Source organism: Cupriavidus basilensis (genome assembly GCF_029335485.1).
GTDB classification, from domain to species: Bacteria; Pseudomonadota; Gammaproteobacteria; order Burkholderiales; family Burkholderiaceae; genus Cupriavidus; species Cupriavidus basilensis_E.
On sequence record NZ_JARJLM010000006.1, the window covers coordinates 1 to 23,155 of the forward strand.

The following is a 23,155-nucleotide window of genomic DNA, read 5'->3' on the forward strand; positions in this document are numbered from 1 at the left end:
AACAACCGCAGCCGATGGCAGCACTGCTCGGTAACCTGAATTCGCTGGTTCTGGACTTTTGTGCGCGAGTCAAAGTGGGAGGTACCCACTTGACCTATTCATACTTGAAGCAACTCCCAATATTGCCTCCCAGCCGCTATACCGACTCCGACCTCAGTTCCATCATCCCGCGTGTGCTCGAACTGACCTACACCGCGATCGACCTCGCGCCCTGGGCGCAAGATCTCGGCTACGACGGCCCGCCTTTCACCTTCGACCCTGAGCGTCGCGCTGTGCTGCGCGCCGAACTCGACGCATGCTACGCCAAGCTCTACAGCCTGACTCGTGACGAGTTGCGCTACATCCTCGACCCCGCCGACGTGATGGGCGCGGACTACCCCTCCGAGACCTTCCGTGTGCTCAAGAACAAGGAGTTAAAGGAGTTCGGCGAGTACCGCACGGGGAACCTCGTGCTTCGCGAGTTTGATCGCATGACACTCGCCGACGCCCAGGGCGAGCCCTATGTCAGCCTTCTGAACCCGCCACCGGGGCAACAGGCACAGCCCTCTTATTCCGCCCACGGCATCGTCAGAGACGAAGTCGATGCCCGGCTGCTAGGTCTGCTGCTCACGCTGGTTCAGCAAAGGGGTCGTTTGCCGCGCCGCAATTTGACGGATGCGCTGGCGCTGGCCAGTCATCCCCCATTACTCGCCGCCTTCGCGGATGCGCAGGGCGTCGACGTCGTCACTGGATTCCAGCAACGTCACCCTTCCATCTTTGACGACTCCCGACTCGCGGGCAACCGCATTCATGCTTGGCTTCGCCACCTGGAATCCATGGGTGCGATCCGGTTGGAATCGCAGGCGGACCAGCTAGTCGCCGTACCCGGCGCGGTCATGCCCACACATGTGCTGGTGAACGATGAAACGGTCCGCGTCGCAGCGGTATTGACCCAGGCCGTAGAGCAGGCCTCGGTCAACGCCTCCGCCAGTGACGCGCCATCCACGGACGCATCGGTGAAACGAGCCTGACGACAGGAGCAGCACGATGGAAGAACTGACCCAGCACTTGCCCACCGACAGACGCCATCCGCGCCTGTGGTTCGAACGCTTGGTAATCTTCAGCGAGCCTGACGAAGCGCACGTCGTTCGCACCGTCCCTTTCCATCGCGGGCTGAATCTGGTGTGGGCCAAGGAACCTGCGGTTGGCCGCGCACATGGCACACGCGCTGCCGGTCACGGCGTCGGCAAGACTTCTCTGTGTCTGCTACTGCGCTTCTGCCTGGGCGAACCCTCCAAAGCGGTGACAGAACTGCGCGATGAACTTTTTGGCGAGTTTGCCCAGGGCGGTGTGATCGCCGTCTTGCATGTGGACGGCCAGCCCTTCACGCTGTGCCGCTATTTCAATGCACACAAGGAAGGCGTGGCGTGTGCTGGCGATGACACCGCGGATATTTGGACCCGTATCACGGAAAGCAGCGACCGAGCCTTCTTGAAGAAGCTCGCGAGCGACATGATGAGCCCCGTCTCGCCGCCCAACATCCCGGAAACGGGACAGGCTATTGAATGGAAGCATGTGCTGGCCTGGATCAGCCGGGATCAGGGGTCGCGCTTCAAGTCATTCTTCTCCTGGCGTGAGGGCGAAGGCACCGGCCTGCAGCGCGGCCGGCAAGATCCACCCATCGTCATGCGGTCGGTGCTCGGACTGCTAGACCATGCGGAATCTCAGCTCATGGGCCGGATCGCCACCCTGGAACAGGATCTGGAACAGGCGAAACAGAAGACGGCAGAACTTCTTCAAGAACCCGTTCTCATCAAGCGTCGCATTGAATCGAGCCTGCGAGCACCTGGAAATTTGCCGAGCGACCTGCCCATCCGTGCGAATGACCTCTTTGGTGACTCGGTAGAGCAACGCATCAAGTCAGCCACCGAGAAATCAGCAGCAGTTCTGGAACAGTGGGAATCTCGACACGACGAAGCTGTGCAGGCAGTGGCCGACCTGCGTGCCACCTTGAAGCTGGTCAAGGAAGAACGCGCCAGAGCGCAGGGCCAATACGACCTTGCCGATGCGGGCAGGCGAAAAGACGAGGCGGCCTTTCGATCCATCGGCAGCCAGCTCGCGAAACTCACGCAATTGGCGGGGCATTGCGAAGAAGGGAATCTCCCCTTTTCACAGTGCCGACACATCCAGGAGGAAATGAACAGGCTGCAGTTCTCCAATCTACGGGATGCGCGTGACAGAAAGAGCCTCGAACAGGCTATGGCGGAGTCCGCGGGACGAGCCAGCGCAGCGCTTGCACGTGTCAACGACTTGGACAAGAAGATCGCGGCGTTGGCGGAGAACGAGAAGTCGTTGGACGCTACGCGAAAGAGGATCGGGTTTGCCAAGCGGACAGCGGAGACGGAAGCGAACAAATGGCCAGGACTGCTGGAAGAGCTTGAACGCTGGGAGCGGTCTGCCGGCTCCACCGAGGCGCAGATCGCAATCGATGCATCGCTGGAGAGAAGCGCTCAAATCGAACAGGAGTTGAACAGTGCGCGCACCCGGTTGGCCGTGCTGCAACAAGACCGATCCGAACGGGAAAAGGCACTGGCCCATATTACGGACGGTCTGACACGCCAGTTGCTCCCCGACGGGGCGTTTGGCTCCTTCGACCCTCGCGACGAGAACCGGCCTTTTCGCTTGTCCCTGCGCGGCGGCGAAGCCTATCGCGTGCTGGAAGTACTGCTTGGCGATGTCGCTTGCATGTTGGACAGCCCTAGATCGGAAAGCGCACTGCCCGGCCTTGTTATCCACGACTGCCCCAGGGAGGCCGACATGAGCACGGGGTTGTACGAGAACTTCCTATTGCTGATTGACGCCCTGCAGAAGGGGCAATATGCGGACCATGAGAAGCCGTTTCAGTACATCGTCACCACGACCACGCCACCGCCCCCCACGCTACAGGGAGATCTCGTGTGCTTGACGCTCGATCCCAGTTCCGACGACGGCTTGCTCTTCGGGCGCCGATTCGCTGGCGAGCGACAAGCGCAAATTGCCTGATAAGCGGCTGAGCCATGAACACCTTGCAGCAAGCCCTGATTGAGAAAATCGGCCACGATCATGGCTTCGAGAATGTACTGTCTGCTGACGTTGGTGCCGTCATCCTGGCCTCGGCCCGCCATACGGCGCGCGTGCGCGTCCTAAGCCCACTGAGTGACGAGTATCAGGTGGAATTGTTCGACGTGCCGCCCACCTTGCCGGTTGAGCTGTCCCGCGCTTTCCCCGACGCTCGTATCAGTGACCCAATATTCTGGGCTCATGGTGAATCCGAGTTGGCCCAAATGCTGCGCCGCGCGGCAGCGTTGGCCCGTGCATTGCCGAATCAACCTGCTCACGACTTTGAGGCTCAGGTCCGTGCTGCTCTAGAAGAATTGCCCACCAATGGCATTCGAAACACCGAGATCGAACGCCTGATTCGACAACGTGTCGGCCAGCAGGCCTATCGCCAAGCGATGCTGAACTACTGGGGCAATGCGTGCGCCGTCACGGGAATTTCGGTCACGGAAATCTTGCGGGCAAGCCACGCCAAAGCATGGACCGACTGCGCAAACGACGAAGAACGGCTTGACGTATTCAATGGCTTCCTGCTCTGCGCCCACCTGGACGCTTTGTTCGACCGTTTTCTGATCAGCTTTGACGACACCGGCCAACTGCTCATTGCACCCACGATCTCAGCGAGGGATCTGACGATGCTTGGACTTAGTCAACCATCGCGACTGCGATGGATCACACATAGCCATCTCATCTACCTACGGCTTCATCGTGAGCAATTTACTGCAGCACTGGAAGCAGCCACTAAGGCATAACAGCATGTTTTCGGGGCATTCTGCCGATACCGTCAGTGATACCGTCCCCCCCCTGGCTTGACTGGACATAGAGGCTTGGCTGGCCTGCGAGACGGGCGTCAAGTGGACCGTTGTCCCATTCAGACGGGTGGCATGATCGAAAGGGCAAGCCCCTCATGAGCGAGCCCCAACTCTGGGCCCGCGCCTCGGATACCAACCTGATTGGGGCCTCCCACCACATTGGTCAAAATATGCGCACGTCTGACATAGACGAATGGAGCACGCGTACTGGGCGCGCGCCTCTCCAGCGAGCAGGGCCTTTCGCCGAAGGATCAGCGCCTCCACTTCATCGATAGACAACAACTCGACCCGATGGAAGGTCGTCCGGCCGTCTAGGCCCTGGACTTCAACGAACGCGTTGCGGTTGACCCTCTCACCTGTCTCTACAGCAATAGCGTAAGCCTGCGCCGACAGTTCTATCACGTCCGACGGGTACCAGCGGTGGACGGCTCTGGTCTTGAGTTCCAGAAGCGTTATCGAACCGTCCTGGAGCCGGTAGGCGCGATCAAGTCTGGCCGTCAGCGTGACCTGCCCCACCGCTCTGAAAAGCCTCTCCGCATAGACCAGTTGAGCGTTGCGCAACTCCCTCGGCAAATTGCGCCTCCAGCGTTGCCGAATCAACCAACGAAGGAAGCACCAGGCGCAAACGACCAGGACAGACACAACGGTCACGGCCGTCACTATGCTCATTGCGACCTCCTTGTTCGCTGATAGAGGCAGTGCGCAGCCCACGCGGCTGGGTAGAGCAGCCACCTCGCCCCAATCAACCACCACGGATGACGCTCCAAAACCCGACAAATACCGGGACTGCTGCGGTAGTAGGCGGCAATCATCCAGCGTCCCGCAGAATGCGGTCTCAAGTAACAGTCACGGACAAAGCGCAGGGCCGTGGTTTGCCAGCCCTCCCCATAGACGGCTGTGGCGATGTAGCAGCGTCCCTTGCGGGCTGCGTCTGCAAGCCCTTCCTGGTAAAACTGAGCGTGAGCGGCGATTCCCCGTTCACTTGCAGACTGCTGTTCCACCGTCTTGCGCTTTCCCAAGCGATGTTCGAACACCACCAGCCGCTCGCACACCCCCATCTGCGCCAACTCCGAGGCACTGACGGTCGGCGCCCGCCGTACGCTAGTCCGCCGCGGTTTCATGGCTGACCTCCCTTGCGCTCTCCTGGCGCGCCTGCTGTTTGCCGAACGTGCGGGTGCCGCATATACGACTGATTGATCAGAAAGGCGATGCGCCCGCTCAGCCGCGATCGGATGGCCGTCGGGAGTCCATAAGTGAGCAGCCAATAGGCACAGCCCAGAGGCACCAGGAGCAAGAGTCCATGCCATCCCAAAGCCCCACCAGCGCCGGCTACGCAGGCGGAGGCGATCAATGCATCCCAGCCATCCGGCCGCAACCGTCGGCTGCGGCCAACCAAATCGACGCCCTCTTGGGTCGTGTGATTGTGGAAAGCCAGCACCCTTGAGAGACGACTGGCTCGTAGCAGTGCGGCGCTGACGACGTCGCCCACAGCCACGGCGACCGATGGCGCCGAGAACTTCAGCGCACGAGGCTTGCCCTCCCCTTGCACGATCAGCTCGAAGCGCGCCCAGCGATCGGCGCCACCGCGAACCGGCTCCAGCGCGACAGCGACCACGCAGCCGTGGACGACCTGTACTCTGTTGTCAATAAGCATATTCTCTCCAACGATTCAAAACGGCATACCGCACGAACTTTCGCCGTCAAGGGCACGCAGTGCGACAGCCGCCGCATGGGGGCTACCTGTCGGTCACCGGCACACCAAAGATGTCCCCTGCCACCGGTACGGCGGCCACGTCCTCGCCATTTGGTAGTGCGACAGGTCCTGTCGGCAGCATTGCTGGCCCTGCGGGCGAAACCACCCGCAGGTGGGCCATCAGCCCCTCGTGGGCCAGGAAGCGGAGGCGGTTGATCCGCTTCGTACCCTTCCGGAACCGGACCAGATCGTCGTATAGCTGGGGGTTGTCGTCCCGGTCCAGCTCGAACAGCAGCCGGATGGTCTCCAGCGGAGTTTGACGGACGACGCTCATGATTGCGCTCCCAGGCCCGTGCCGAAGAGCTTCTGCACGTGGTTCATGCCGGCGATCTGGAAGCCCCGGACATTGGCGTGCAGCGGATCCTTGACCTCCAGGATCCGGTGCTTTGGAAATGCCTCCTTCACGGCCCTCTTGAACAGGTAGGCGCCGCCGCCCACAAGGATGATGTTCTGGAAGCTGTAGGACGCCTCGATCCAGCGCATCATCGAGGCGACCGCCTGCTGGGCGATCGAATGCGCCATCGGCATCGCCCGCGAGATGTCGTAGGGCTTCTGGTAGATGACCGGGTTCTTGCCGGTTCGCAGCGCCCAGTCGATGGCGTCGATGTCGGTGTAGGGCGTACCGATGTCGGCACTGATCTCTGCCGCCATGGCCTGCAGCATGTCCGACACGCCACGGTTGACCGAATGGCTCTTGTTTTGCACCAGGCGCATGCCGCGCGCCACCAGCCAGTCGAAGGTGCGCGAACCCGGGTCGATGATCAGGCTCTGCTCGCGCTCGATGGTGGTGGTCTTGTTGTGCTGAACCGCGAAATCGACCAGCGCGCCCTGCGGTTGGGCCACGGCCAGGGCCTTGCGGACCGTGACGCTCTTCCCGCCGCCGACGTCGTGCGCTCCGGTCATCGCCTTCTCGAGCGAGGCCTTCTTGCTCGACAGCATCGCCACGGGAAGGCCCACGACCAGCAAGTCGATCGCGCTCACCTTCATCATGGCCAGTGCGCCGCGCAGCAGCGCCATGTACTCCGGCGTCTCGATGTAGCGGTCGTGCATCTGCGTCGCGCGGAAGGTGTCGGCCGCGAGCTCGACCTCGGGGCCAACCTCGTAGAACAAGCCGTTGAGCGGAATCACGACCGTCTTGCGGCGCTCATAGCCCGGATGGACCGATGGATCGCGCATGCTGGGGTACGCGAGGGACGGGAAGCTCGCGCAGCGGATTTCGCCGCCAACGACGCTGCTGATGTACTTGGTGTTGCCGAAGCCGACATCCACCGCTCTGACCGTCAGGTCCATAAGGGTTCTCCAATTCGTCGTTGAAAGCCCCAGCTTCGATGTGTCGAGGCCGGACATCCACACGGAATCCCAACTTTCTGGCCAGCCTTTCGACCTCAGTTCGACCCGATCTGCCAATGCAGTGCGATGCAGTCCTGCTGTAGGTCGACAGGTTCCGGCAGGTGCGCTGGAGCGGCTCCGTGTCGACTTACGGTCGCACCCGACCTCAGCCTGTCAAGGGCATATTTCGAGCGACACACCGCGCCGACCCGCGCTATCGCGTTCGAGACCTCGACGGTCGGAACCAGAGGCCAAAACGATGCGGGTCAACCCCTCGCGGCGCTTCGCTTTCACCATCGTTCGAAAAATAAGCGCCCCTCAAACCCCGATTTCAAGGGCCACCCGCAACGGCGGGAAACTGAGTGGAAAAGCGGTGGCGAGCATTGACGCCATCGGCGCAGAGGAGTTAACTGTGGACTCCCGTGGCCTCCTGGCCAGCTCCATGGCGGAGCAAAAGGCGTTGCGGACGTTACCCGCCCTTCAAGCCCCGACCTGTTGAGTCGGACTGAGCGCGGCCTTCAAGGCCCTGCCCCGAAGCGTTTCATCTCGTAGTGCCGACTTCCGGCTTGCCAGCGGTTATTCGCTGGGCGTTCCCCGAGGACGCGCCGGAGCTTCGAGCTACTGGTTGGCTTGGCACCCGATGCCGAACCACCGTCCCCGTCATCCTTCGAGCACGCGCACTTCGCGCCGCACACGGCTGTGCTTGCCCTCTCTGGGCTCCCCGTGTGTCCCCGCTCGTGAACCTGGCACCGCCCTGGACTTTCGGTCAGGGGCGGACCCATGCAGGTGGATGACGCTACGAACTCGCCGAACTGATCCATCGACTCCACGAGGCTTGACCTGCGTGCTGATGTCGAGCCATGCCCTTTGAGGCTGGCGGCATCCCCAACCCCGAGAGCGCAGAAATGCGTGATCGGATGGATCACCGTGTTCATTTTTAAGACGGACCGAGCCGGTGCCTGCGCCCAAGTGGGCGTCACCGGCAAACCCTTGGGTAGGTGTGGCGTGCTCGTGGTCGCGCGCCCTGCCGGAGCACGTCGACCACGGACGGGCGAGACGCCGGAATCCCTCTCGCCCTTCATTCCACGGATTCCACCTGTTTGTGCTGTGCGCCGCCGGGACGGCTGTACGGCGTTCATTGAAAGGAATGGCCATGTCCACCGCCAACGACTTCTCTCCTATCCGCCCGCCAACCCGCCGCCGTGTGCAGGGCTTTGCGGGCCTGGGACGCGCCGCCGCTTTGCAACCGTCCCGACGCCAGGACCGGGCGAACCTCCCGCCTTCTGTAATCCTTGCCCGCTTCAAACCCGGCAAGGCCGACCCGCTGAAGGTGCTGGAAGTCCTGCTCGAATGTTTCAACAGCCAGCACACCTCGCTCAACAAGAGCGTCTCGCACAAAACTCGGCAAGAGCGCGCCGACTTCCTGCGGCGCTTCTTCCGGGATCTCAAAGTGAAGGCCGGCTTCAAGACCTTGCCCGACCCGAGAAACCTGGGTGAGCGGCATATCCGCGCCATGGTCAAGGTGTGGCAGGCGCAAAAGCTCGCGCCCGCCACCATCCAGACCTACCTCAGCTTCCTGCGAGGCCTGTCAATGTGGACCGGCAAGCACGGCTTCATCCGCAAGCCTGCCGACTACGGCTTGCGGCCCGAGGAGTACCAGCGCCATGAATACGCACAGCGCGACAAAAGCTGGTCGGCCCAGGGCGTGAACATCGATGCGCTGATCGCCGAGGTCTGCGCCTATGACCGCTATATCGGCGCGTCCTTGCGGCTCATGCAGGCCTTCGGATTGCGGCGCAAGGAATCGGTCATGTTCCGCCCCCACCGCTGCGTCGTTCCCTTCGAAGCCACGGGGCTCTCACCGCAACAGCATCAGGCCGACCAGTACCTGCGGATCAAGGAGGGAAGCAAGGGGGGACGACTGCGCTTCGTAGCGGTCGACAGTGCGGCGGGGATGGCCGCGCTCGACTTCGCACGCGCGGTCGTGGACAGCGAGGATGGACACCTGGGCGACCCTGGCCGCGACCTGAGGCGCAACCTTCGGCGCTTCGACTACGTGATGGAGAAGTTCGGCATCACCGCCAGCGAACGCGGGATCACGGCCCACGGCCTGCGCCATGAAGCTCTGATCAGGCGTTTCGGGGATGAGGCGGACGGCGAGGCGCCGCCTGTACGGGGCGGTGGTCCGCTGCTCCCCGACAAGGATCGTGCGGCCCGACAGGCCGTCGCTGAAATGGCTGGACATAGGCGACTTCGAGCAGCGGGGCCCTATTTGGGTCCGTCAGCGGCTATGCGCGGTAAGCCCCAAAAGGGGCCAACCGGCGCAGAGCCTGACCTCGCAGGCCCCGCATAACATCCAGAGGAGCCCCGGGCCACAGGTCGGCTTCAGCCTTTCCAAGGTGCTACAAGGAATGCTGCCAGTCCAGCAACGTCTTGTTCTGCCATGACGGCAAGCTGGGCAATGGGGTGCGGCCCGGGCGATCATTGCACTCGATTCCCCTGCGGCCGATACGGCTTGCGATGCCGTGTCGGTGCAGGTACCGGCTGCAACGCGAGAAGTCGTAGTCTGCGTGCTGCTTGGCAGAGGCCGTGGCGGAAACGGGCGTGGCCTCACTGTGGAGGCATCTAAAAGATCAGGCAAGTCGTTGTCCCATGCACGAGAAGGCGGTTTTTGGCATCACTTATCCACCCTTCTGCGGTGCCGACACGGCGGCCACAGTTCAGGACCTTCCCCTCTGCGCGGATCAAGCCGGTTTCGATCGTGATGGGATGAACGAACGAAATCTTGAATTCGAGTGTCGTTGAACCCACACCCTTGCCCACTGTCGATTGGACGGCGAGTCCCATACAGCTATCAAGCAACGTAGCCGAGAGGCCACCATGCACTGTGCCCCATGGGTTGAAGTGACTCTCTCGGGGCGCCGCAGTAATAACCACGCGCCCTTCTTCAGCCTCAACGATGTCGTAGCCGAGGGTCTCTGCCATTCGATTCAAAGGCAACTCGCCGCTTACCAGCCCTCTTACGAATTCGAGGCCAGTCATCTGTCGTCGTGTATCGGGACTGACAGTCCCGAAGGTCTTCTTTGTGCTTGCGGTGTGCATCGTCGCTCCTTGAGGTTGTCGCGAGCTTAGCAACGCGGTTGACGGCTGGCACGCCATTTCCGGACATCTCCTTGGTGCAGCATGCACATGAAAGCGACGACTCAGACGCGCGTGTCACGAAGCCATCACGAACCGCCTGCAGGATGGATCGAGTAGCCGAGATGGTGGCATTCGTTGACAAAACACATCGTTCAGGAGGATCCCATGTCCGTGATTCGCTCTGCCAGGGCTTACGCCAACAACGCCGTCGCCTACGTGGCGTGGACCGTCGATCAGCCCATTCCTGATTGCCTCGGGTTCGAGATCACACGTATCTACGCGGACGGAACCGAGCGCGCGTTGGCCGCGTGGGTCGCCTTCGAAGGCCAGTCCAACCCCGACTGGTTGCCGGAAACCACGTCGGTATGGCCGGTGCAGAAATTCACCTGGCGCGACCTCACGGTGCGTCAGCGCCGGGACGAGGCGAGCTTGCGCCCCGCAGACCCGGTTGTGAAATACCGCATCCGACCTGTGGCCCGGATGCGCGACGATCTTCAGCCCATACCGGCTCCCGCCGAGGCACAGTACACCGGCACGCCGCTGCCGCTGGGCTACCTCGACCAGGGCATCGAAACCGCCAACGTCAAGGTCACGGGCGACTTCGGCGAGGTTCAGGCAGCATTCAACAGCGGCATCCTCTCCACGCAGTGGCTGACCCACGCGATGGAAAAGACCCTGGGTCATGTGCCGACCAAGGACGACCTGAAGGCCGAGATCGTCAAGTTGGACAGCCCGATCCGCAGCTACCTCGCTGGCGATCTTCCGGCAATGATGAAGAGCATGTTTGATCGCCTCCAAGGCGGTGGCGAGTTGTATCTCGCGCTCTACGAACTGACCGACCCCCTGCTGCGGCAGCTCATCGTGAACCATGCGCCCCAGGTGCATTTGATCCTGTCGAACACCAGTCTCGACAAGAAATCCGACCAGTGGGACACGGAGAATGATCCGGCTCGCAAAGCCCTGCACAGCGCAGGTTTGGCCGAGATGCACGACCGGATGTTCAACAACAGTGGCCACATCGGGCACAACAAGTTCGCCGTCTACGTGGGTCCTCAGGGACAGCCACAAGCGGTTCTGTCAGGCAGCACGAACTGGACCGAGAACGGCCTGTGCGCCCAGAGCAACAACGGCTATGTGGCGCAGCACCCCGGTCTGGCAGCGCAGTTTCTGCAGTACTGGAATGCTCTGCGTGACGACACCAGGCATTTCGAGCAGCCGGACCCCACCTCGGCGCCAACGCGGAACGTGCAAGGCGAGCCGCTGCGAAGCACCAACGCCGAAGCACTTCCAGCGCTCACCCTGAGCCAAGGTGCCGTTCGGCTGTGGAAGTCACCCAACACCCGCCAAGCCAACAAACCATCCTCCAACCCGGCCTTGCCGCCCGACCTCAACGAGGTCTACGGCTTCATCCGCAGCGCCAAGCAGGCGATCTTTTTTGCCGTCTTCCTGCCCAGCCTGAAAGGCGCGACCAGCATTGTTCAGGAGGCGATCGACATGGGCCGCAAGGACACCAGCTTGCTGGTGTATGGTGCCATCAGCAGCCCGATGGCCATGCCGAACTACATCGGCGCGCAAGACCGCGCCAATGGTGGCGACGACAACAGCGGCGATGCGCAGGATGCCCACTACCAGCCCTCGCTGTTCGAGGAGAACGGCGTGCACATCGTGCGCGCCAATGCGCTCAACGCCGGCGACATCGTGGGCAACTTCGAGCGCGAACTGCTCAGCGCGGGCAATGCCATCATCCACGACAAGATCCTCGTGATCGACCCGCTCTCCGAGGATGACTGCGTGGTGGTCACCGGCAGCCATAACCTGGGCTACAAGGCCTCCTACGCCAACGACGACAATCTGGTCATCGTGCGCCGCAACCCCGCGTTGGCGCAGGCCTACATGGTGCATGTGCTGGACCTCTACGAACACTACCGTTTCCGCGGCGTCCAGGCGGAACTGAAGCACGACGGCAAGCGTCCTTGGAGCGGTTTCCTGCGCACTGACGCCAGTTGGCAGAAGCCCACCAGCATGCAGGCCCCGTCCCTGCCGAAGTATCTCGGCTCAGACTGACGCCGGCCCCCAGGGAGGCAGGAGCCTCCTCGGCGCGCGCGAGGACGAAGCGCTGAGCAGCCCCTGCTCCGACGCGCAAAGGCGGCGATAGCCCCAATGCCGCATCGCGCACACTCCTTCCTGGGCATCTGGCGCTTCAATGCAGCAGGTGACGGAGCGATTTGGCCGAACTCGAAGCTGCATGACAATCTCGAACCGCTTGGACGCTTCCGTCTACGCTCTACTGTCAGGAGGCTTGATTCTTGGGCAGCGCGATTGCCGGATCATAAACATCAGTGAATCGGTGGCTACCAGCCTGCTCGTGAACAGGACGAGGTCGGCCCGTCGCTCTGCTTGCGAGGGCCTGCAGCGGGCGGCGAACTGCCCCCCTCAGTCGAGCGATACATCGAACTCTTCGTCGGGGTAGATCGCCGCGCCCCGGACGAGGACCTGGCCGACGGCCAAATCTTCCTCGCTGATCCCGAAGCGCGAAAGCGCGGCGCAATGCGCCAGCGACTCCCGTGTCTCGGTGACCTGTCCAAGTTCCGAGACGCTCCCATCTCGATACACACGCACGTTCCACTGCGTTTCAGTCATTGTCGTCGCTCTCTCCATCGCCTGATTCAAGCCATCGCGACCTCTTGGGACGCCTCATCGCCCTGTCGCCACTCTTCGGCCTCGGCGGCAGGTTCGTGGTAACCGAAACGCGCCCAGGTACCCGGATCAACCTCGATGGGACCGCTGCGCTTGGTCGCCAGATTGACCACCACGCCGTGTGCCGACAGCCGCCCTCTGGAGAACAACTCGTAGAGCAACTGCACCGCGAAGCGCACCGCCACATCGTTGACGAACAGCCCTTGCGAGGCCAGCGACATGCGTACCGAGCAGGACGGCTGGTCGTCCTCGGGCACGCTCTCGTCCAGCAGTTCAGGGAACAGTTCGGTCACGCACGGCAGGCGCGGCCCGCAAGTCTCGCGCTGCGACACCGCATGGGTTGAAGGTTGGCCCAGCACCACCTGCGCCGTGGACTCGGTGTTGCCCAGGTCCAGCCAGTAGCGGTAGTGCGCATGGGAGTCGAACGCCAGCCCATGCAGCACACGCCGTGCGGCCCGGCTGTCCACGCAACTGATCAGCAGGTCGGCGCTGCGACCCGTATGGCTCTCCTGTTGATGGGCTTCGTACCGCTGCGGATGCGCGTTCCAGTCCAGCCCATAGAATTGGTTGAGGCGATGGACGGTCACGATGGCCTTGTGACGGCCAATATCCGCCGCGCTATAGAGTTGCCGGCCCACGTTGGCTTCGCTCACCCGGTCCGCGTCGAAGGCGCTCACATGCAGGCCGTGGGGATGCCCCAAGGCCCGCATGGCAATGTCCAGACGCGCCAGACAAGCCGCCATCTGCGCGCCGTTGCCACCGACGCCGACCAGATGGATGGTGACGCGACGGTCCAGCAGATGTGGATCGATCAGATGTTCCATGGGAATCCCCTTTGTTGCCACCGGTTCAGTATCCGGCGCAGCGTGCCGACCTCAAGTGTCAGGCCCGCCCTGCCCTCCGGCTCAGGCGGAAGCACGGGTTCGCCCTGCCACGGATGCGGCAGCGCCTTGTACAGGCCGTTGAGCACCAGCCGGAATTCGGCGCACGGTTTAGGGTGGTGCAGGTGGCCGAACACGCCCGCCACCTTGATACCTTGATCGTCGCGGTCATCGTCCGCCGACCAGAAGGGCGCGCCGTGGCCGTGTGTGTGCAGATCGACCGCCACGGTTTCGTCATCGGCCAGCGGCGGCACACGGTACTCGATCTGGAGCGGCGAGGTACGCACCGGCTCACACAGCGCCAGCCGCAGCGCCTGCGTTCTGCGCGAATAGATCAGCACGCCCGCCACTTCATCGGGCAGGCCCTGACGCCCGGCTTCGATGAAGGCTTCGATCAGGCGAATCGGCAGCACGCCGAAGGAAAACGACAGCCGTTCCTGCATCGAGCCGAAGGGCAGCGGCAAACCCACGCCATCCGGCGTCAGGCAATGCACGCAGTCGAGCCAGTCGAGCTTGACCTGCACGAACAGACCATTGGCGGCAACGATCAAGCGCTGACCGTTGGCCATGTCGGGCAATGCGCCGAAGCATGGAGCCGCCAGCACCGGGCATGTCGTCTGCAGGGCGATGTCGCGCAGGTCCATCACGCCCCCTCCGGCAGGCCGAGCAGCGCGCCCAGCGTGGTCTTGGACGGCACCAGCACCCGCTCGGGAAATCGCGGGTAGCGGCCATCGAGCATGTCGCGCCAGAAGGCATAGGCCCCACCCCGGCAGCGCACCAGACGACCCGCCCCGTTGGGGTGGGTGAAGTAGGAGCGGAAGAAGGCGTCGTTCCAAGCACCGATCTTCTCGGCCGTGGTGCCTTCTGGCTTGGGCACATTGCCCTGGCAGATATGGCCCTGTGCATCCACGTTGAAGTACGGGGCCTGAAAGAGTTCGGTGGCCGGTGTCGGGCGGGCGTTGCCCTTGACGGCCCAGACGCGCCAGATACGGCTCGACGCCGCGAACACCAACCCCGGCTGCGGCACCGCTTCGCCCCGCTCAACCGCGCCGAGCTTGGGCGCGTCCTGCTCCGACATGCGGAACGCGATGTGCCGCCGTGCGGGCGGCACCCACCACAGGATCAGGTCGCCATCCATGTAGAGGACCGTCTCGGGCAGGAAGCCGCCGTGCGCCGCCCGTTTGAGCAGGGCTCTCGCCAATTCGAGCGCGGTGCGCGGCGTCATCGCCTGCCCGGCCCCGATGACCGGCTCGCCGTCCACGTCCTCCACGTCGTGGACTGTGGCCAGCGCGCTGCCCGACGCGCCTTGGTAGATCAGCACGGCCCGCTCCAGCTTGAGGATGCCGTCGCGCGGCGTGTGAATGGAAAATTCGGCTTCGTTCATGGTCGTTACCTCCACGACCAGTCTCACACCGAGAGCTGATGAATCAAGCGGTCGATCAGGCCGATGGCCGTAAAGCGCGTGCGCATCGCCCGCTGCCACGCCCCCATCGCGCCGGGGTCGTCCAAGGGAATGCGGATTTCGCCGATGCGGTCGCAGTACTCGGCCTGATGGGCGAGATTGAGCAGGTCGTCGTAGATGCGCGTCGTCACGTCCCCCTCGGACCACGACAACACCGCGCCGAACCCGATGAACTCGCCGTCGATGTCCGGTCGGAAGGTGTCGTCGAAGTGCAACCTGGAGAGCGCCAGCGCATCGGCTGCGATGCGTCGCGCCTCGGCGGTCTTCGCTTCCGTGACGGCCCTGCGCAGGCTGCAACCGCGCCGCCGCCCGCCCTTGCTTCGGCCCATCCAGCGCCGCGCCCACTCGGGATAGGCCGCATCCAGCATGGCACGGCTGACCATTTCCTCGCGCATGGCTTCGCGGGCCTCTTCGTCGCCCTCCTCGCACTGCATGTCGAGCGCGGCCTCCTCGTTGTCCTCGCCGCACCAGTAGACGTAGGAGGCCACGTCGCAGGCAATGTCCGGAGTAAACAGGGGATAGACCAGCGGCGACTGCTCGCGCAGGACTTGCAGGACCGTGCGACCAAGATTGGGCAAGGCTGCATCCAGCGTTTCCAGGCCCTTGCCTACCGGCCATTCGTGCTCGCGGATTTCGCACCAGTACAGATCGATTTCCCGATAGACGGGAGCCTTGTCGCCACCGGACAGGGCCGGGTGGTGTCCGTGCTCATCGATCACGTGCAGCGCAAAGCCCGGACGCAGACAATGCAGGGGACCGATCTGGCGCTTGACCCACCGGTCCAGTGCCTGCTCGCAGGCCCGCAGCGAGTCCTCACAGGTGGGGGGAATGTCGCACTCGTGGATGGCCCCGCCTTCGATTAGGAAGCGCGAGACGGCGGCATTGGCGGCGGCGAGGCGCCCCGGCACCACCGTGCGCGGGACCCGGCTCGACAACTGGGGCAATGCCAGCGCCGGGGCCGCGACGCGCAGCGTCACTGCGGCGGGATTCATGGCAGCGGTACCAGCATGTCGCTCGTCGCACAGACCCGCACGTCGGCGCGCTGCTGCTGGTGGTAATGCAGGCTGCGCTGCGCGAAGGCGCTCCAGGCTTCAGAACATGCCTTGACCGAGGGGCGCTCCAGTTGCCGGGTGAGCTTCGGGTCCGTCCCACACACGCCCTCGCATTCGGCCTGCATGCGGGCGCTGAGCGCAGCGAGCCGTTCGCCCTTGCGCGGCGAACCGCCGCCCTTCACGCCCACCGCCTTGAGGAAGGTAAATTCCTGCTCGCCGTCGCGGACCTCGCCCGCTTCGATTTCGGCGCTGATCAATTCGGGATACTGCGCGCTGTAAAGGTCGCGGACTTCGCGGGGGCCCAGCCCCGGCACGTCCGGCAACTGGATGCCGTTGTAGCGGAAGGTCCGCCGGATTTCGGTGATCGCAATCGACATGGTGTCGCTCCTTCTGGTTGAAAGCGGCAACCGCTTCCCGGTTGCCTTGCGATCAGTCTCTCAGCGGCCTCCCTTCGATCAAGCGCCTGCGCCTGCCGCCGCCCCTTTCAGCCGAACAGGTCGTAGGAATCGCCGCTCCCCGCCAGCGCGGGCTGTGCGGGTGCGCCATCCTCGCCTTCGTCACGATCTGCCGTATCCGTCGCATCGTCTGCGGCGGTGGTGCAGACTGTAGGGCCGGTAGCGGTGGCGGCGGGCTTGTGAGCGGCAACAGGTGGATTGGCCGTGGTCGCCTTGGTGGTCGCGTCGGTTGCCTTCTTCACCGAGGCCACCTTCGCGGCCTCCAGCACTTCCTTGGTTGCCTCGGCCTGCTCGGCCAAGCTTTGCCGCACCTCCCGGTAGCCTTGCAGGGCCTCGACAAACCCCGCATCGAACTCCTGCGGTGTGGCTGTGAGGCTCAAGGCCTTGGTCAACGCAGGTTCGGCCACGTCCTTCTTCGGCTTGGGAATCACGTTGACCGTCATCCGCCCGGTCTTCTCGTCGGCGCTCACGGTCATCGTCAGGGTCGCGCCGGTGGCCAGCGCGAACAGTTCTTCGAACATCGTCATATCGCTCTCCTTGAATGGGATGGGGTCCCTGTGACCCATGCTAGGGCCGGGTCGCAGGGTTTCCAGTGGCTCGCCGAGCCTCAGACCGCGAGGGCTGCCTCCGTGTCACTCGGCGTTCGGAGATCGTCTGCTCCGTCGGCGACACGCGGGTCGACGCCGTCCTCTGATCCGCCCTCTTCCGCCTCAACGGCAGGCACCGCCTGGCGTGGATAGCGCATGACCGCAGGCACCGTGCCCCGGTAGGCGAAGCCGGGGACTTGCAGCAAAGCCGCAACAAAGTCGGGCTTCTTGCCGGACCGCGCCGCCTTGAAGTCCGCGCCCATCGCCTTCTTGAGGCCGACTTCCTCGGCAAGGCTCTCCAGTTCGCTCATCGTGAACAGTTCGAGGAAGGTCTTGTCCCATTGGAAGTACCGTGCCTCGTCCACTTCCAGGTAGTTGAGCAGCAACTCCAGGTCGCGGGTGTCCACCCCGAATGCCGCCGCAGCGGTCACCGCTAGGACCAGCTTGTCCAGCAGACCGATGTCGATGGCGTCCGCGTGGCGCAGGCAGGATGCGAGCTCCATGTCCTCCACCACCCAGCTACCGGCAATCTTCTGCGCGGCCTGAGCGAACTCGGGGACACGCACGTCGCCCGTGCGCCCCGAGCGCGCCAGCGCGATCAGCACGCGCCGATTGCGCTCTGGCTGCGTCATGAGTGCGTGCGCCGTCCATTTACGCCACTGGGCAATGCGATGGTCGATGACGCGTTGCGGGGTCTGGTTCGAGGGCTTGGATGATCGTTGACGCTTGGTTTGTCCAGGCCCTGCGCTGCTCGACGCTGCGCCAGAGAAAGCAGCCTTCGCTTTGGGACCGCCGCCCTGCCCAGCAACGACTAAAACCTCCTGCGCGGCACGCCGGGCCTTGCGCCACTGCGCCACCTTCTGGCTGTTGCAGGCGGCGTCGAAGCACAAGGATGGCGTCACGCGACCATACGATCCCGGCATCGCCGACACCGCACAACCGAAGGACTGGCAGCCCTTACACGCGCCGTACTGCTCGGCACCGACACCTAATTCGCCGTCCGCCGTCACCGCAAGCGGGGTGAAGCCGTCCGACGGCTTGACGATGCGGATCACCGGATATTCGTCACGCAGCGCCTGCGCCCGGGTTTCGACTTCCTTCATCATCAGTTCGTCGAAATGGGCGGGATGCTGGCAGTAGCCTTCGCCAAGCGACTCATTGAACAGGCCCGCCTGTCTCGCCGAGTTGTAGGGGCAGCCTACGCATTGCGCGGTATCGAACACGGCGTCGGCCAAGCGGCGGGCATATTGACCCAGTTGCGCCTTGAGGGCAGCAACCGGCACTTTGTGTGTGATGATGCCGGCCAGCACAGTGTCCTGCTTGTCGGGCGGAATGCCCGCCAGCAGTTCGGCATGGCCGATCAGAATCTGTCGGCAGGTCAGCGCCTTGAGCACGGCGGGCGTGCAGGCCAGCAGGGCCAAGCGGCGCTCCAGCACGTCCGGCGACCAGCCCATCGTGGCGGCGGTTTCCTGCTTGTCGCCCCGGTGGCGCAGCAGTTGGCGCTGGGCGGCGCGGGCCTCCTCCGCCACTGACATGGCGGCCCGGTGGTAGTTCTCGATGACGGCCATTGCCTCTGCACTGGCGTCATTCACGTCTTTGATGACCACCGGCATGGCATATTGGTCGCCGAAAACGTTCTTGGCGGCGCGCCAACGGCGCTCCCCGGCGATAATCTCAAACTGGTCGGTGTTCGGGATGGGGCGGACGATGATGGGCTCGATCACGCCGAAGACGCGGATGCCTTCTTCGAGTTCGGCCATCTCGTCGGGATCGAAGTATTCGCGCGGATTCTTGCCCTGCAAGATCCGCGAGATCGGTAAGGTTTGTTGGGACATTGGGGACTCCATGACGCATGCCTCATGGCATGGATTCATGGTCCCGCCCGACGCCCCTCGTTCAAGGCCGCGCCCCAGGCCCGGACGGCGCGATTCCCTTCCTGCCGCTCGTGGTCACAGCGCGCGGTGCTTCTTCAACAGCCGGTCGAAGAACTCCCCGACCGTCTCTTGCTCCCGCTTGCCTATGGCCCAGGACTCAAGGGCCACATCCACGAACTCGCAACCGCCAAATCGGTAGACCTCATAGCCCATCAGTTTCAGGCGGCGGTCCTCGGCCACCGTCTCGGCGTAGAGCGCTTCGCATCCGCGATGTATCGACTTGGGTCGCCCGCATCGGGGACGGCGTAGTGATGCCGATCGAACCGCCTGCATCGATCTTCATGAACTGCCACTACGCAGATTGGCTCGCTCGCAGAGGAACACGCCAACCGAGCTTGAAACCCAAAGTGCTGATGACGATCAGTACCAAACCAACCCCTTGCGACCAACCGAGCGCATGGTCGTAGATAGACCAGTCGATCAAGATGGCGACGAGTGGATAGATGAAGGTCAACACCCCAATCGCCGGCGTGCTGAGGCGCGGGTAAGAGGCATACATCAGGACATAGGCAATACCGGTGTGGAGTACCCCGATACCAATGAGCCATCCCCAGGAAGCCGGTGGGATCGAGGTTCCGGCGAACGGCACGAGAAGGATGATTCCTGCTAGCGTTTGACAGAACGCCGTCACCTCCGGGCGCTGCGCCCGGAGCTGTTTCGCGAGGATCGTCGCGACGGCGTAAAGCAAGGCCGCGACAAGGGTCAGCCCGATACCGCTAAACCACCGCTCGCTGATCGACAGCGGTGTGGCCGTCACGCCACTTGCCAAAACAACACCGAGGAAGGCGCCGAACATCCACATGAGCTGAAATAGCGTAACGCGCTCCTTCAGAAAGAGGATGCCGAACAGCACTACGAAAAATGGTTGGATGTGGTAAACGATGGTCGTGGTCGCGATGGTCGTCATGGCGAAGCCAGCAAAAAAGGCCACCCAACTTAGGACCATGCAGACCCCACCCAGGGTCGCGATAGCAAGCCCCCAGCAGGACAGCGAGCGGTCAGGCAGATGACCACGCGCGAAGCACCATGTCCCGAGAAAGATTGTTGCGAAAACGCAGCGCCAAAACACGGTGGTTACCGGATCAAGCCCGGCCTCCGTCGCAAAAGCCCCAACCGTACCGATGATGAGCATGGCGAGCGCCAGGCCAAGGGTGGGCGGCAGTGACGGGGCTTCCTCGCATTCCGGTTTCATCTCGACTCCTTCATGGGATGGGACTCATTTTGGAATGGAGAAAAGCTCAAATCAAACGAATAGAATTGCTATCATCTATTCGTTATACTGATACCAAGATGACACATACCCTGGATCTCGAACTGCTGCGCACCTTCGTTGCCGTAATCGAGAGCGGGAATTTCTCCAACGCAGCGCCGCGGGTGGGGCGCAGCCAATCGGCCGTGAGCATGCAAATGCAGCGGTTGGAGGAGGCTGTCGGACGGCAGCTCCTGGTGCGAATGCCACGGTCCGTCGTACCCAACGCGGCGGGCGGGGATCTCCTCGTCTACGCTCGGCGCCTGCTCAAGCTGTCGGATGAAGCCCTGGCAAGCGTGTCCCGTCCCGAGGACACCGGCAGCGTGCGACTGGGCGTGCCAGACGACTATGCGGCCTTCCTTCTTCCGCCTGTGCTCGCCCGCTTTGCCGAAGACTATCCCCGGGTAAGCGTCGAGGTTGTTTGCGAACCGTCACGATTGTTGGTGCCCGCCATCGGAGATGACCGGCTGGATCTGGCCATCGTGACGCGCTTGTCGACGCAGACCTTTGAAGTGTTGCGGCAGGAGCAGTTCGTATGGGTTGCATCGCCCCGACACGTCGCTTGGTCCATTGACCCCCTTCCTGTCGCGCTCTTCGAGCCCGGATGCGCCGCACGCCTGAACGTCATCAATGCGCTCAGCGAGAGCGGGCGCGCCTACCGCGGCACCTATTCGAGCGCGAGCTTGTTAGGACTGTGCGCTGTCGTGCAAGCAGGTCTGGCAGTGGCTGGTCTTGCGGCGTCGAGCGTCCCACCAACTCTGAGCGTTATTGGCGAAGCCGAGGGGCTGCCTCCAATGAGCCCGCTCGACATGAGTCTGATCCGCAACCCCAGCGCTAGCGCTACCGTGGTCACACGGTTGGAAGAATTTCTGAAAAAGGAACTACGCCGCTAAAAGACCTGAAGTGGTCTCGGCAGAATCCGAGTGCACGCGCGTAGCACCCGGTCGACAGGCTGGCCGTCGGGCTGACCTGATGCGCGCGCGTGGCGCTGGCCCGTCGGCATGCCGCTGTGCCGGCCCATGAGGCAGGGGCTCGGGGAAGTGCGAACCGAGTCGCCGAGCAACCGGACGAGCAACCGGATTGCGCGGGTGTTCCTGTGCCCCGAAGATGGTGTGCTCGTCGCCCTGCACGCTTTCATCAAGACGACGCCGAAGACGCCGGACGACGACCAGGCATTGGAGACTCCATGACGCATGCCTCATGGCATGGATTCATGGTCCCGCCCTACGCCCCTCGTTCAAGGCCGCGCCCCCAAGGCCTGGCCAGCGCGATTCATTTCCTGCTGCTCGAGATCACAGCACGTGGTGCTTCTTCAACAGCCGGTCGAAGAACTCCCTCACCGCCTCTTGCGCCCGCTTGCCTATGGCCCAGGACTCAAGGTCCACATCGACGAACTCGCGACCGCCGAATCGGTAGACCTCATAGCCCATCAGTTTCAGGCGGCGATCCTCGGCCACCATCTCGGCGTAGCTCTTCGCATCCGCGATGTATCGACTTGGGTCGCCCGCATCGGGGACGGCGTAGTGGTGCCGACCGTCGACCTCGATGACGATGCGAACGCCATGGTCCAGCATCAACAGAAAATCCATGCGCTGGCGGACGAGGTACTTCTCGTCGCCGCGTTCCCGGCGTGTATAGGGGTCGTAGTGCAAATAGACCTGCGGAACCAAAGCTGGCAACCTATCGCCCAGTAGCGCGCCATATCCTTTGTAATAGCCGTGGAAGATTGCGTATTCGCCCGCTGATCTCGCACCGCGAACGGCCTGCAGGAGTCTTCTGTAGAGGGGGTCTTTGGCCAGGGCTGGATCGCCCAGGCCATGGGTTTGAGCCCACCAATCCTGCAGATCCCGCCACAGCAACAGACCCGAACTGGGCAGCGGTCGGTCGTAGACCAGGACCTTGTCCGCGTGCTTGACGATCTCCACCGCATTGTTCACCGCGTCCCTGAACACGAGTTCCGGTTTCTCGCCGATGGAAGCGAAGATGAGATTCTTCATCGCGCCGGCCACGCCGGGCCGGCTCGGCACCACCCCGAAAATGGCATAGCCCGACTCGGCCCCAAGCTGCCGCACTTCGAACCCATCGCGCTTGAGCGCCAGGCTGATCGCCGCAGCAAGCTCACCCTGCTCTACGTCCCGACGGGTCAAGGGATGCAGCAGCTTCTCGATCAGCGCAAAGAAGCGCGTCTGGCTGCACGTCAGCGCGCCACAACGAGTGAGCAGTTCTTCGTGAGACCAATCGCCCGGGAAGCTCACACAATGCCGGACGATCTCCTGTGCGAAGCTCTCGCGCCCAAGAAGACCAAAGGTCTCATCGTGATCGATCACCGCCCCGAACACCTCGCGCAGGCAGTCGAGCAAGGGCAACTCGCCGAACAGGGCATCGACCGGGTTGATGGCTTTGAGCACATCGCGGCGCACCAACTGACTCACACGCTGGTCAGCGTGCAAACTCATCTCGCTGACCGTTTCGCTCAGGTCGGTCGATGCGTACTCTTCCAACACACGTTCGGCGATCTGGAGCAACTCGGCCTTTTCTTTGGCCAGCAGTCGATTCTTCACATAGACGCGCTTGCTGTTCTGGGCTTCGGCTGCGTCGCCTTCCTCCACTGTGGACTGAATTGCCAAACGCACGCAGACAGTCGGGACGTTGTACGCCTTCACATTGATCGCCAGCGCTTCCGCGATGTGATCGCGCAACGTGTCGACGGGAACGACCGTGGCCATGT

At 63.0% G+C, this 23,155-nt stretch carries 23 protein-coding genes and 1 pseudogene; 7 read left to right on the forward strand and 17 right to left on the reverse strand.

Annotation, left to right across the window (positions count from 1 at the left end; translation table 11 throughout):
- The 3 genes and pseudogenes from P3W85_RS00345 to P3W85_RS00355 form a co-directional block, all read left to right on the forward strand.
- A pseudogene (locus P3W85_RS00345) lies at nucleotides 1-1,010 on the forward strand (hypothetical protein); the annotation flags it as partial.
- A 16-nt stretch (nucleotides 1,011-1,026) separates the two neighbouring features.
- Nucleotides 1,027-3,021, forward strand: coding sequence for a hypothetical protein (locus tag P3W85_RS00350; protein WP_276263294.1), 1,995 nt, complete (start codon nucleotides 1,027-1,029; stop codon nucleotides 3,019-3,021).
- Nucleotides 3,022-3,035: 14 nt separating this feature from the next.
- Nucleotides 3,036-3,827 (forward strand): HNH endonuclease, encoded by a 792-nt coding sequence (locus P3W85_RS00355; protein ID WP_276263295.1) that lies wholly within the window; start codon nucleotides 3,036-3,038, stop codon nucleotides 3,825-3,827.
- Between the two features lie 153 nt (nucleotides 3,828-3,980).
- Here the strand turns inward: P3W85_RS00355 and P3W85_RS45415 are convergent, their stop codons facing one another.
- The 5 genes from P3W85_RS45415 to P3W85_RS00370 all read right to left on the reverse strand — a co-directional run bounded on the left by P3W85_RS45415 (nucleotide 3,981) and on the right by P3W85_RS00370 (nucleotide 6,930).
- Nucleotides 3,981-4,556, reverse strand: coding sequence for a PD-(D/E)XK nuclease family protein (locus tag P3W85_RS45415; RefSeq protein ID WP_430869463.1), 576 nt, complete (start codon nucleotides 4,554-4,556; stop codon nucleotides 3,981-3,983).
- Entirely contained in the window at nucleotides 4,553-5,008 is a 456-nt protein-coding gene (locus P3W85_RS45420) for a CFI-box-CTERM domain-containing protein (protein ID WP_430869464.1), read from the reverse strand. Before P3W85_RS45420 ends, P3W85_RS45415 begins: the two co-directional genes overlap by 4 nt.
- Entirely contained in the window at nucleotides 5,005-5,541 is a 537-nt protein-coding gene (locus P3W85_RS00360) for a hypothetical protein (RefSeq protein ID WP_276263296.1), read from the reverse strand. The genes P3W85_RS45420 and P3W85_RS00360 overlap by 4 nt, the downstream gene beginning before the upstream one ends.
- 82 nt (nucleotides 5,542-5,623) lie before the next feature.
- The gene (locus P3W85_RS00365; protein ID WP_276263297.1) at nucleotides 5,624-5,914 is read right to left on the reverse strand and encodes a hypothetical protein; all 291 of its coding nucleotides are present in this window, start codon (nucleotides 5,912-5,914) and stop codon (nucleotides 5,624-5,626) included.
- Nucleotides 5,911-6,930 (reverse strand): PRTRC system protein D, encoded by a 1,020-nt coding sequence (locus P3W85_RS00370; RefSeq protein ID WP_276263298.1) that lies wholly within the window; start codon nucleotides 6,928-6,930, stop codon nucleotides 5,911-5,913. The genes P3W85_RS00365 and P3W85_RS00370 overlap by 4 nt, the downstream gene beginning before the upstream one ends.
- A 1,192-nt stretch (nucleotides 6,931-8,122) precedes the next feature.
- Between P3W85_RS00370 and P3W85_RS00375 the strand changes: the two genes are divergently transcribed.
- The gene (locus P3W85_RS00375) at nucleotides 8,123-9,322 is read left to right on the forward strand and encodes an integrase domain-containing protein (protein ID WP_276263299.1); all 1,200 of its coding nucleotides are present in this window, start codon (nucleotides 8,123-8,125) and stop codon (nucleotides 9,320-9,322) included.
- 272 nt (nucleotides 9,323-9,594) lie between these two features.
- Here the strand turns inward: P3W85_RS00375 and P3W85_RS00385 are convergent, their stop codons facing one another.
- On the reverse strand, nucleotides 9,595-10,071 hold the full coding sequence (locus tag P3W85_RS00385; protein WP_276263300.1) for a PaaI family thioesterase: 477 nt from the start codon (nucleotides 10,069-10,071) through the stop codon (nucleotides 9,595-9,597).
- 204 nt (nucleotides 10,072-10,275) lie between these two features.
- Here P3W85_RS00385 and P3W85_RS00390 point away from each other — a divergent pair, with 204 nt between their 5' ends.
- Nucleotides 10,276-12,174: a phospholipase D-like domain-containing protein gene (locus P3W85_RS00390; protein ID WP_276263301.1), complete on the forward strand. Its 1,899-nt coding sequence runs from the start codon at nucleotides 10,276-10,278 to the stop codon at nucleotides 12,172-12,174.
- Nucleotides 12,175-12,543: 369 nt separating this feature from the next.
- Here P3W85_RS00390 and P3W85_RS00395 read toward each other — a convergent pair whose 3' ends face one another.
- The 10 genes from P3W85_RS00395 to P3W85_RS00440 all read right to left on the reverse strand — a co-directional run bounded on the left by P3W85_RS00395 (nucleotide 12,544) and on the right by P3W85_RS00440 (nucleotide 20,370).
- Complete coding sequence (locus P3W85_RS00395; RefSeq protein WP_276263302.1) at nucleotides 12,544-12,750, reverse strand: hypothetical protein; 207 nt, start codon at nucleotides 12,748-12,750, stop codon at nucleotides 12,544-12,546.
- Between the two features lie 26 nt (nucleotides 12,751-12,776).
- The gene (locus tag P3W85_RS00400) at nucleotides 12,777-13,631 is read right to left on the reverse strand and encodes a PRTRC system ThiF family protein (protein WP_276263303.1); all 855 of its coding nucleotides are present in this window, start codon (nucleotides 13,629-13,631) and stop codon (nucleotides 12,777-12,779) included.
- The gene (locus P3W85_RS00405) at nucleotides 13,619-14,332 is read right to left on the reverse strand and encodes a PRTRC system protein A (RefSeq protein ID WP_276263304.1); all 714 of its coding nucleotides are present in this window, start codon (nucleotides 14,330-14,332) and stop codon (nucleotides 13,619-13,621) included. The genes P3W85_RS00400 and P3W85_RS00405 overlap by 13 nt, the downstream gene beginning before the upstream one ends.
- Entirely contained in the window at nucleotides 14,332-15,072 is a 741-nt protein-coding gene (locus P3W85_RS00410) for a PRTRC system protein B (RefSeq protein ID WP_276263305.1), read from the reverse strand. Before P3W85_RS00410 ends, P3W85_RS00405 begins: the two co-directional genes overlap by 1 nt.
- 23 nt (nucleotides 15,073-15,095) lie before the next feature.
- Nucleotides 15,096-16,142, reverse strand: coding sequence for a PRTRC system protein F (locus tag P3W85_RS00415; protein WP_276263306.1), 1,047 nt, complete (start codon nucleotides 16,140-16,142; stop codon nucleotides 15,096-15,098).
- Nucleotides 16,139-16,579, reverse strand: a complete 441-nt coding sequence (locus tag P3W85_RS00420; RefSeq protein ID WP_276263307.1) for a PRTRC system protein C — start codon at nucleotides 16,577-16,579, stop codon at nucleotides 16,139-16,141. The genes P3W85_RS00415 and P3W85_RS00420 overlap by 4 nt, the downstream gene beginning before the upstream one ends.
- A 107-nt stretch (nucleotides 16,580-16,686) precedes the next feature.
- Entirely contained in the window at nucleotides 16,687-17,184 is a 498-nt protein-coding gene (locus P3W85_RS00425; protein ID WP_276263308.1) for a PRTRC system protein E, read from the reverse strand.
- Between the two features lie 80 nt (nucleotides 17,185-17,264).
- Complete coding sequence (locus P3W85_RS00430) at nucleotides 17,265-19,079, reverse strand: PRTRC system ParB family protein (RefSeq protein ID WP_276263309.1); 1,815 nt, start codon at nucleotides 19,077-19,079, stop codon at nucleotides 17,265-17,267.
- A gap of 114 nt (nucleotides 19,080-19,193) precedes the next feature.
- Entirely contained in the window at nucleotides 19,194-19,358 is a 165-nt protein-coding gene (locus P3W85_RS00435; RefSeq protein WP_276263310.1) for a hypothetical protein, read from the reverse strand.
- Between the two features lie 112 nt (nucleotides 19,359-19,470).
- Nucleotides 19,471-20,370 carry a DMT family transporter gene (locus P3W85_RS00440; RefSeq protein WP_276263311.1) on the reverse strand — a complete coding sequence of 300 codons (900 nt, stop codon included), beginning with the start codon at nucleotides 20,368-20,370 and terminating at the stop codon, nucleotides 19,471-19,473.
- A 98-nt stretch (nucleotides 20,371-20,468) separates the two neighbouring features.
- On the opposite strand from P3W85_RS00440, the gene P3W85_RS00445 reads away from it, so the two are divergent.
- Complete coding sequence (locus P3W85_RS00445) at nucleotides 20,469-21,320, forward strand: LysR substrate-binding domain-containing protein (protein ID WP_276263312.1); 852 nt, start codon at nucleotides 20,469-20,471, stop codon at nucleotides 21,318-21,320.
- 126 nt (nucleotides 21,321-21,446) lie between these two features.
- The gene (locus tag P3W85_RS45425; RefSeq protein ID WP_430869465.1) at nucleotides 21,447-21,617 is read left to right on the forward strand and encodes a hypothetical protein; all 171 of its coding nucleotides are present in this window, start codon (nucleotides 21,447-21,449) and stop codon (nucleotides 21,615-21,617) included.
- Nucleotides 21,618-21,719: 102 nt separating this feature from the next.
- On the opposite strand, the gene P3W85_RS00450 is transcribed toward P3W85_RS45425, so the two are convergent.
- Nucleotides 21,720-23,153 (reverse strand): hypothetical protein, encoded by a 1,434-nt coding sequence (locus tag P3W85_RS00450; protein WP_276263313.1) that lies wholly within the window; start codon nucleotides 23,151-23,153, stop codon nucleotides 21,720-21,722.
- Nucleotides 23,154-23,155 lie beyond the last annotated feature (2 nt).

Coding starts and splice junctions, on each gene's coding strand:
- P3W85_RS00425 (WP_276263308.1), bottom strand. CDS start 17,184: ATGACGATGTTCGAAGAACTGTTCGCGCTGGCCACCGGCGCGACCCTG.
- P3W85_RS00390 (WP_276263301.1), top strand. CDS start 10,276: ATGTCCGTGATTCGCTCTGCCAGGGCTTACGCCAACAACGCCGTCGCC.
- P3W85_RS00360 (WP_276263296.1), bottom strand. CDS start 5,541: ATGCTTATTGACAACAGAGTACAGGTCGTCCACGGCTGCGTGGTCGCT.
- P3W85_RS00430 (WP_276263309.1), bottom strand. CDS start 19,079: ATGTCCCAACAAACCTTACCGATCTCGCGGATCTTGCAGGGCAAGAAT.
- P3W85_RS00420 (WP_276263307.1), bottom strand. CDS start 16,579: ATGTCGATTGCGATCACCGAAATCCGGCGGACCTTCCGCTACAACGGC.
- P3W85_RS00415 (WP_276263306.1), bottom strand. CDS start 16,142: ATGAATCCCGCCGCAGTGACGCTGCGCGTCGCGGCCCCGGCGCTGGCA.
- P3W85_RS00440 (WP_276263311.1), bottom strand. CDS start 20,370: ATGAAACCGGAATGCGAGGAAGCCCCGTCACTGCCGCCCACCCTTGGC.
- P3W85_RS00395 (WP_276263302.1), bottom strand. CDS start 12,750: ATGACTGAAACGCAGTGGAACGTGCGTGTGTATCGAGATGGGAGCGTC.
- P3W85_RS45425 (WP_430869465.1), top strand. CDS start 21,447: ATGAGGCAGGGGCTCGGGGAAGTGCGAACCGAGTCGCCGAGCAACCGG.
- P3W85_RS00450 (WP_276263313.1), bottom strand. CDS start 23,153: ATGGCCACGGTCGTTCCCGTCGACACGTTGCGCGATCACATCGCGGAA.
- P3W85_RS00375 (WP_276263299.1), top strand. CDS start 8,123: ATGTCCACCGCCAACGACTTCTCTCCTATCCGCCCGCCAACCCGCCGC.
- P3W85_RS45415 (WP_430869463.1), bottom strand. CDS start 4,556: ATGAGCATAGTGACGGCCGTGACCGTTGTGTCTGTCCTGGTCGTTTGC.
- P3W85_RS00385 (WP_276263300.1), bottom strand. CDS start 10,071: ATGCACACCGCAAGCACAAAGAAGACCTTCGGGACTGTCAGTCCCGAT.
- P3W85_RS00445 (WP_276263312.1), top strand. CDS start 20,469: ATGACACATACCCTGGATCTCGAACTGCTGCGCACCTTCGTTGCCGTA.
- P3W85_RS00370 (WP_276263298.1), bottom strand. CDS start 6,930: ATGGACCTGACGGTCAGAGCGGTGGATGTCGGCTTCGGCAACACCAAG.
- P3W85_RS00400 (WP_276263303.1), bottom strand. CDS start 13,631: ATGGAACATCTGATCGATCCACATCTGCTGGACCGTCGCGTCACCATC.
- P3W85_RS00405 (WP_276263304.1), bottom strand. CDS start 14,332: ATGGACCTGCGCGACATCGCCCTGCAGACGACATGCCCGGTGCTGGCG.
- P3W85_RS00410 (WP_276263305.1), bottom strand. CDS start 15,072: ATGAACGAAGCCGAATTTTCCATTCACACGCCGCGCGACGGCATCCTC.
- P3W85_RS45420 (WP_430869464.1), bottom strand. CDS start 5,008: ATGAAACCGCGGCGGACTAGCGTACGGCGGGCGCCGACCGTCAGTGCC.
- P3W85_RS00365 (WP_276263297.1), bottom strand. CDS start 5,914: ATGAGCGTCGTCCGTCAAACTCCGCTGGAGACCATCCGGCTGCTGTTC.
- P3W85_RS00355 (WP_276263295.1), top strand. CDS start 3,036: ATGAACACCTTGCAGCAAGCCCTGATTGAGAAAATCGGCCACGATCAT.
- P3W85_RS00350 (WP_276263294.1), top strand. CDS start 1,027: ATGGAAGAACTGACCCAGCACTTGCCCACCGACAGACGCCATCCGCGC.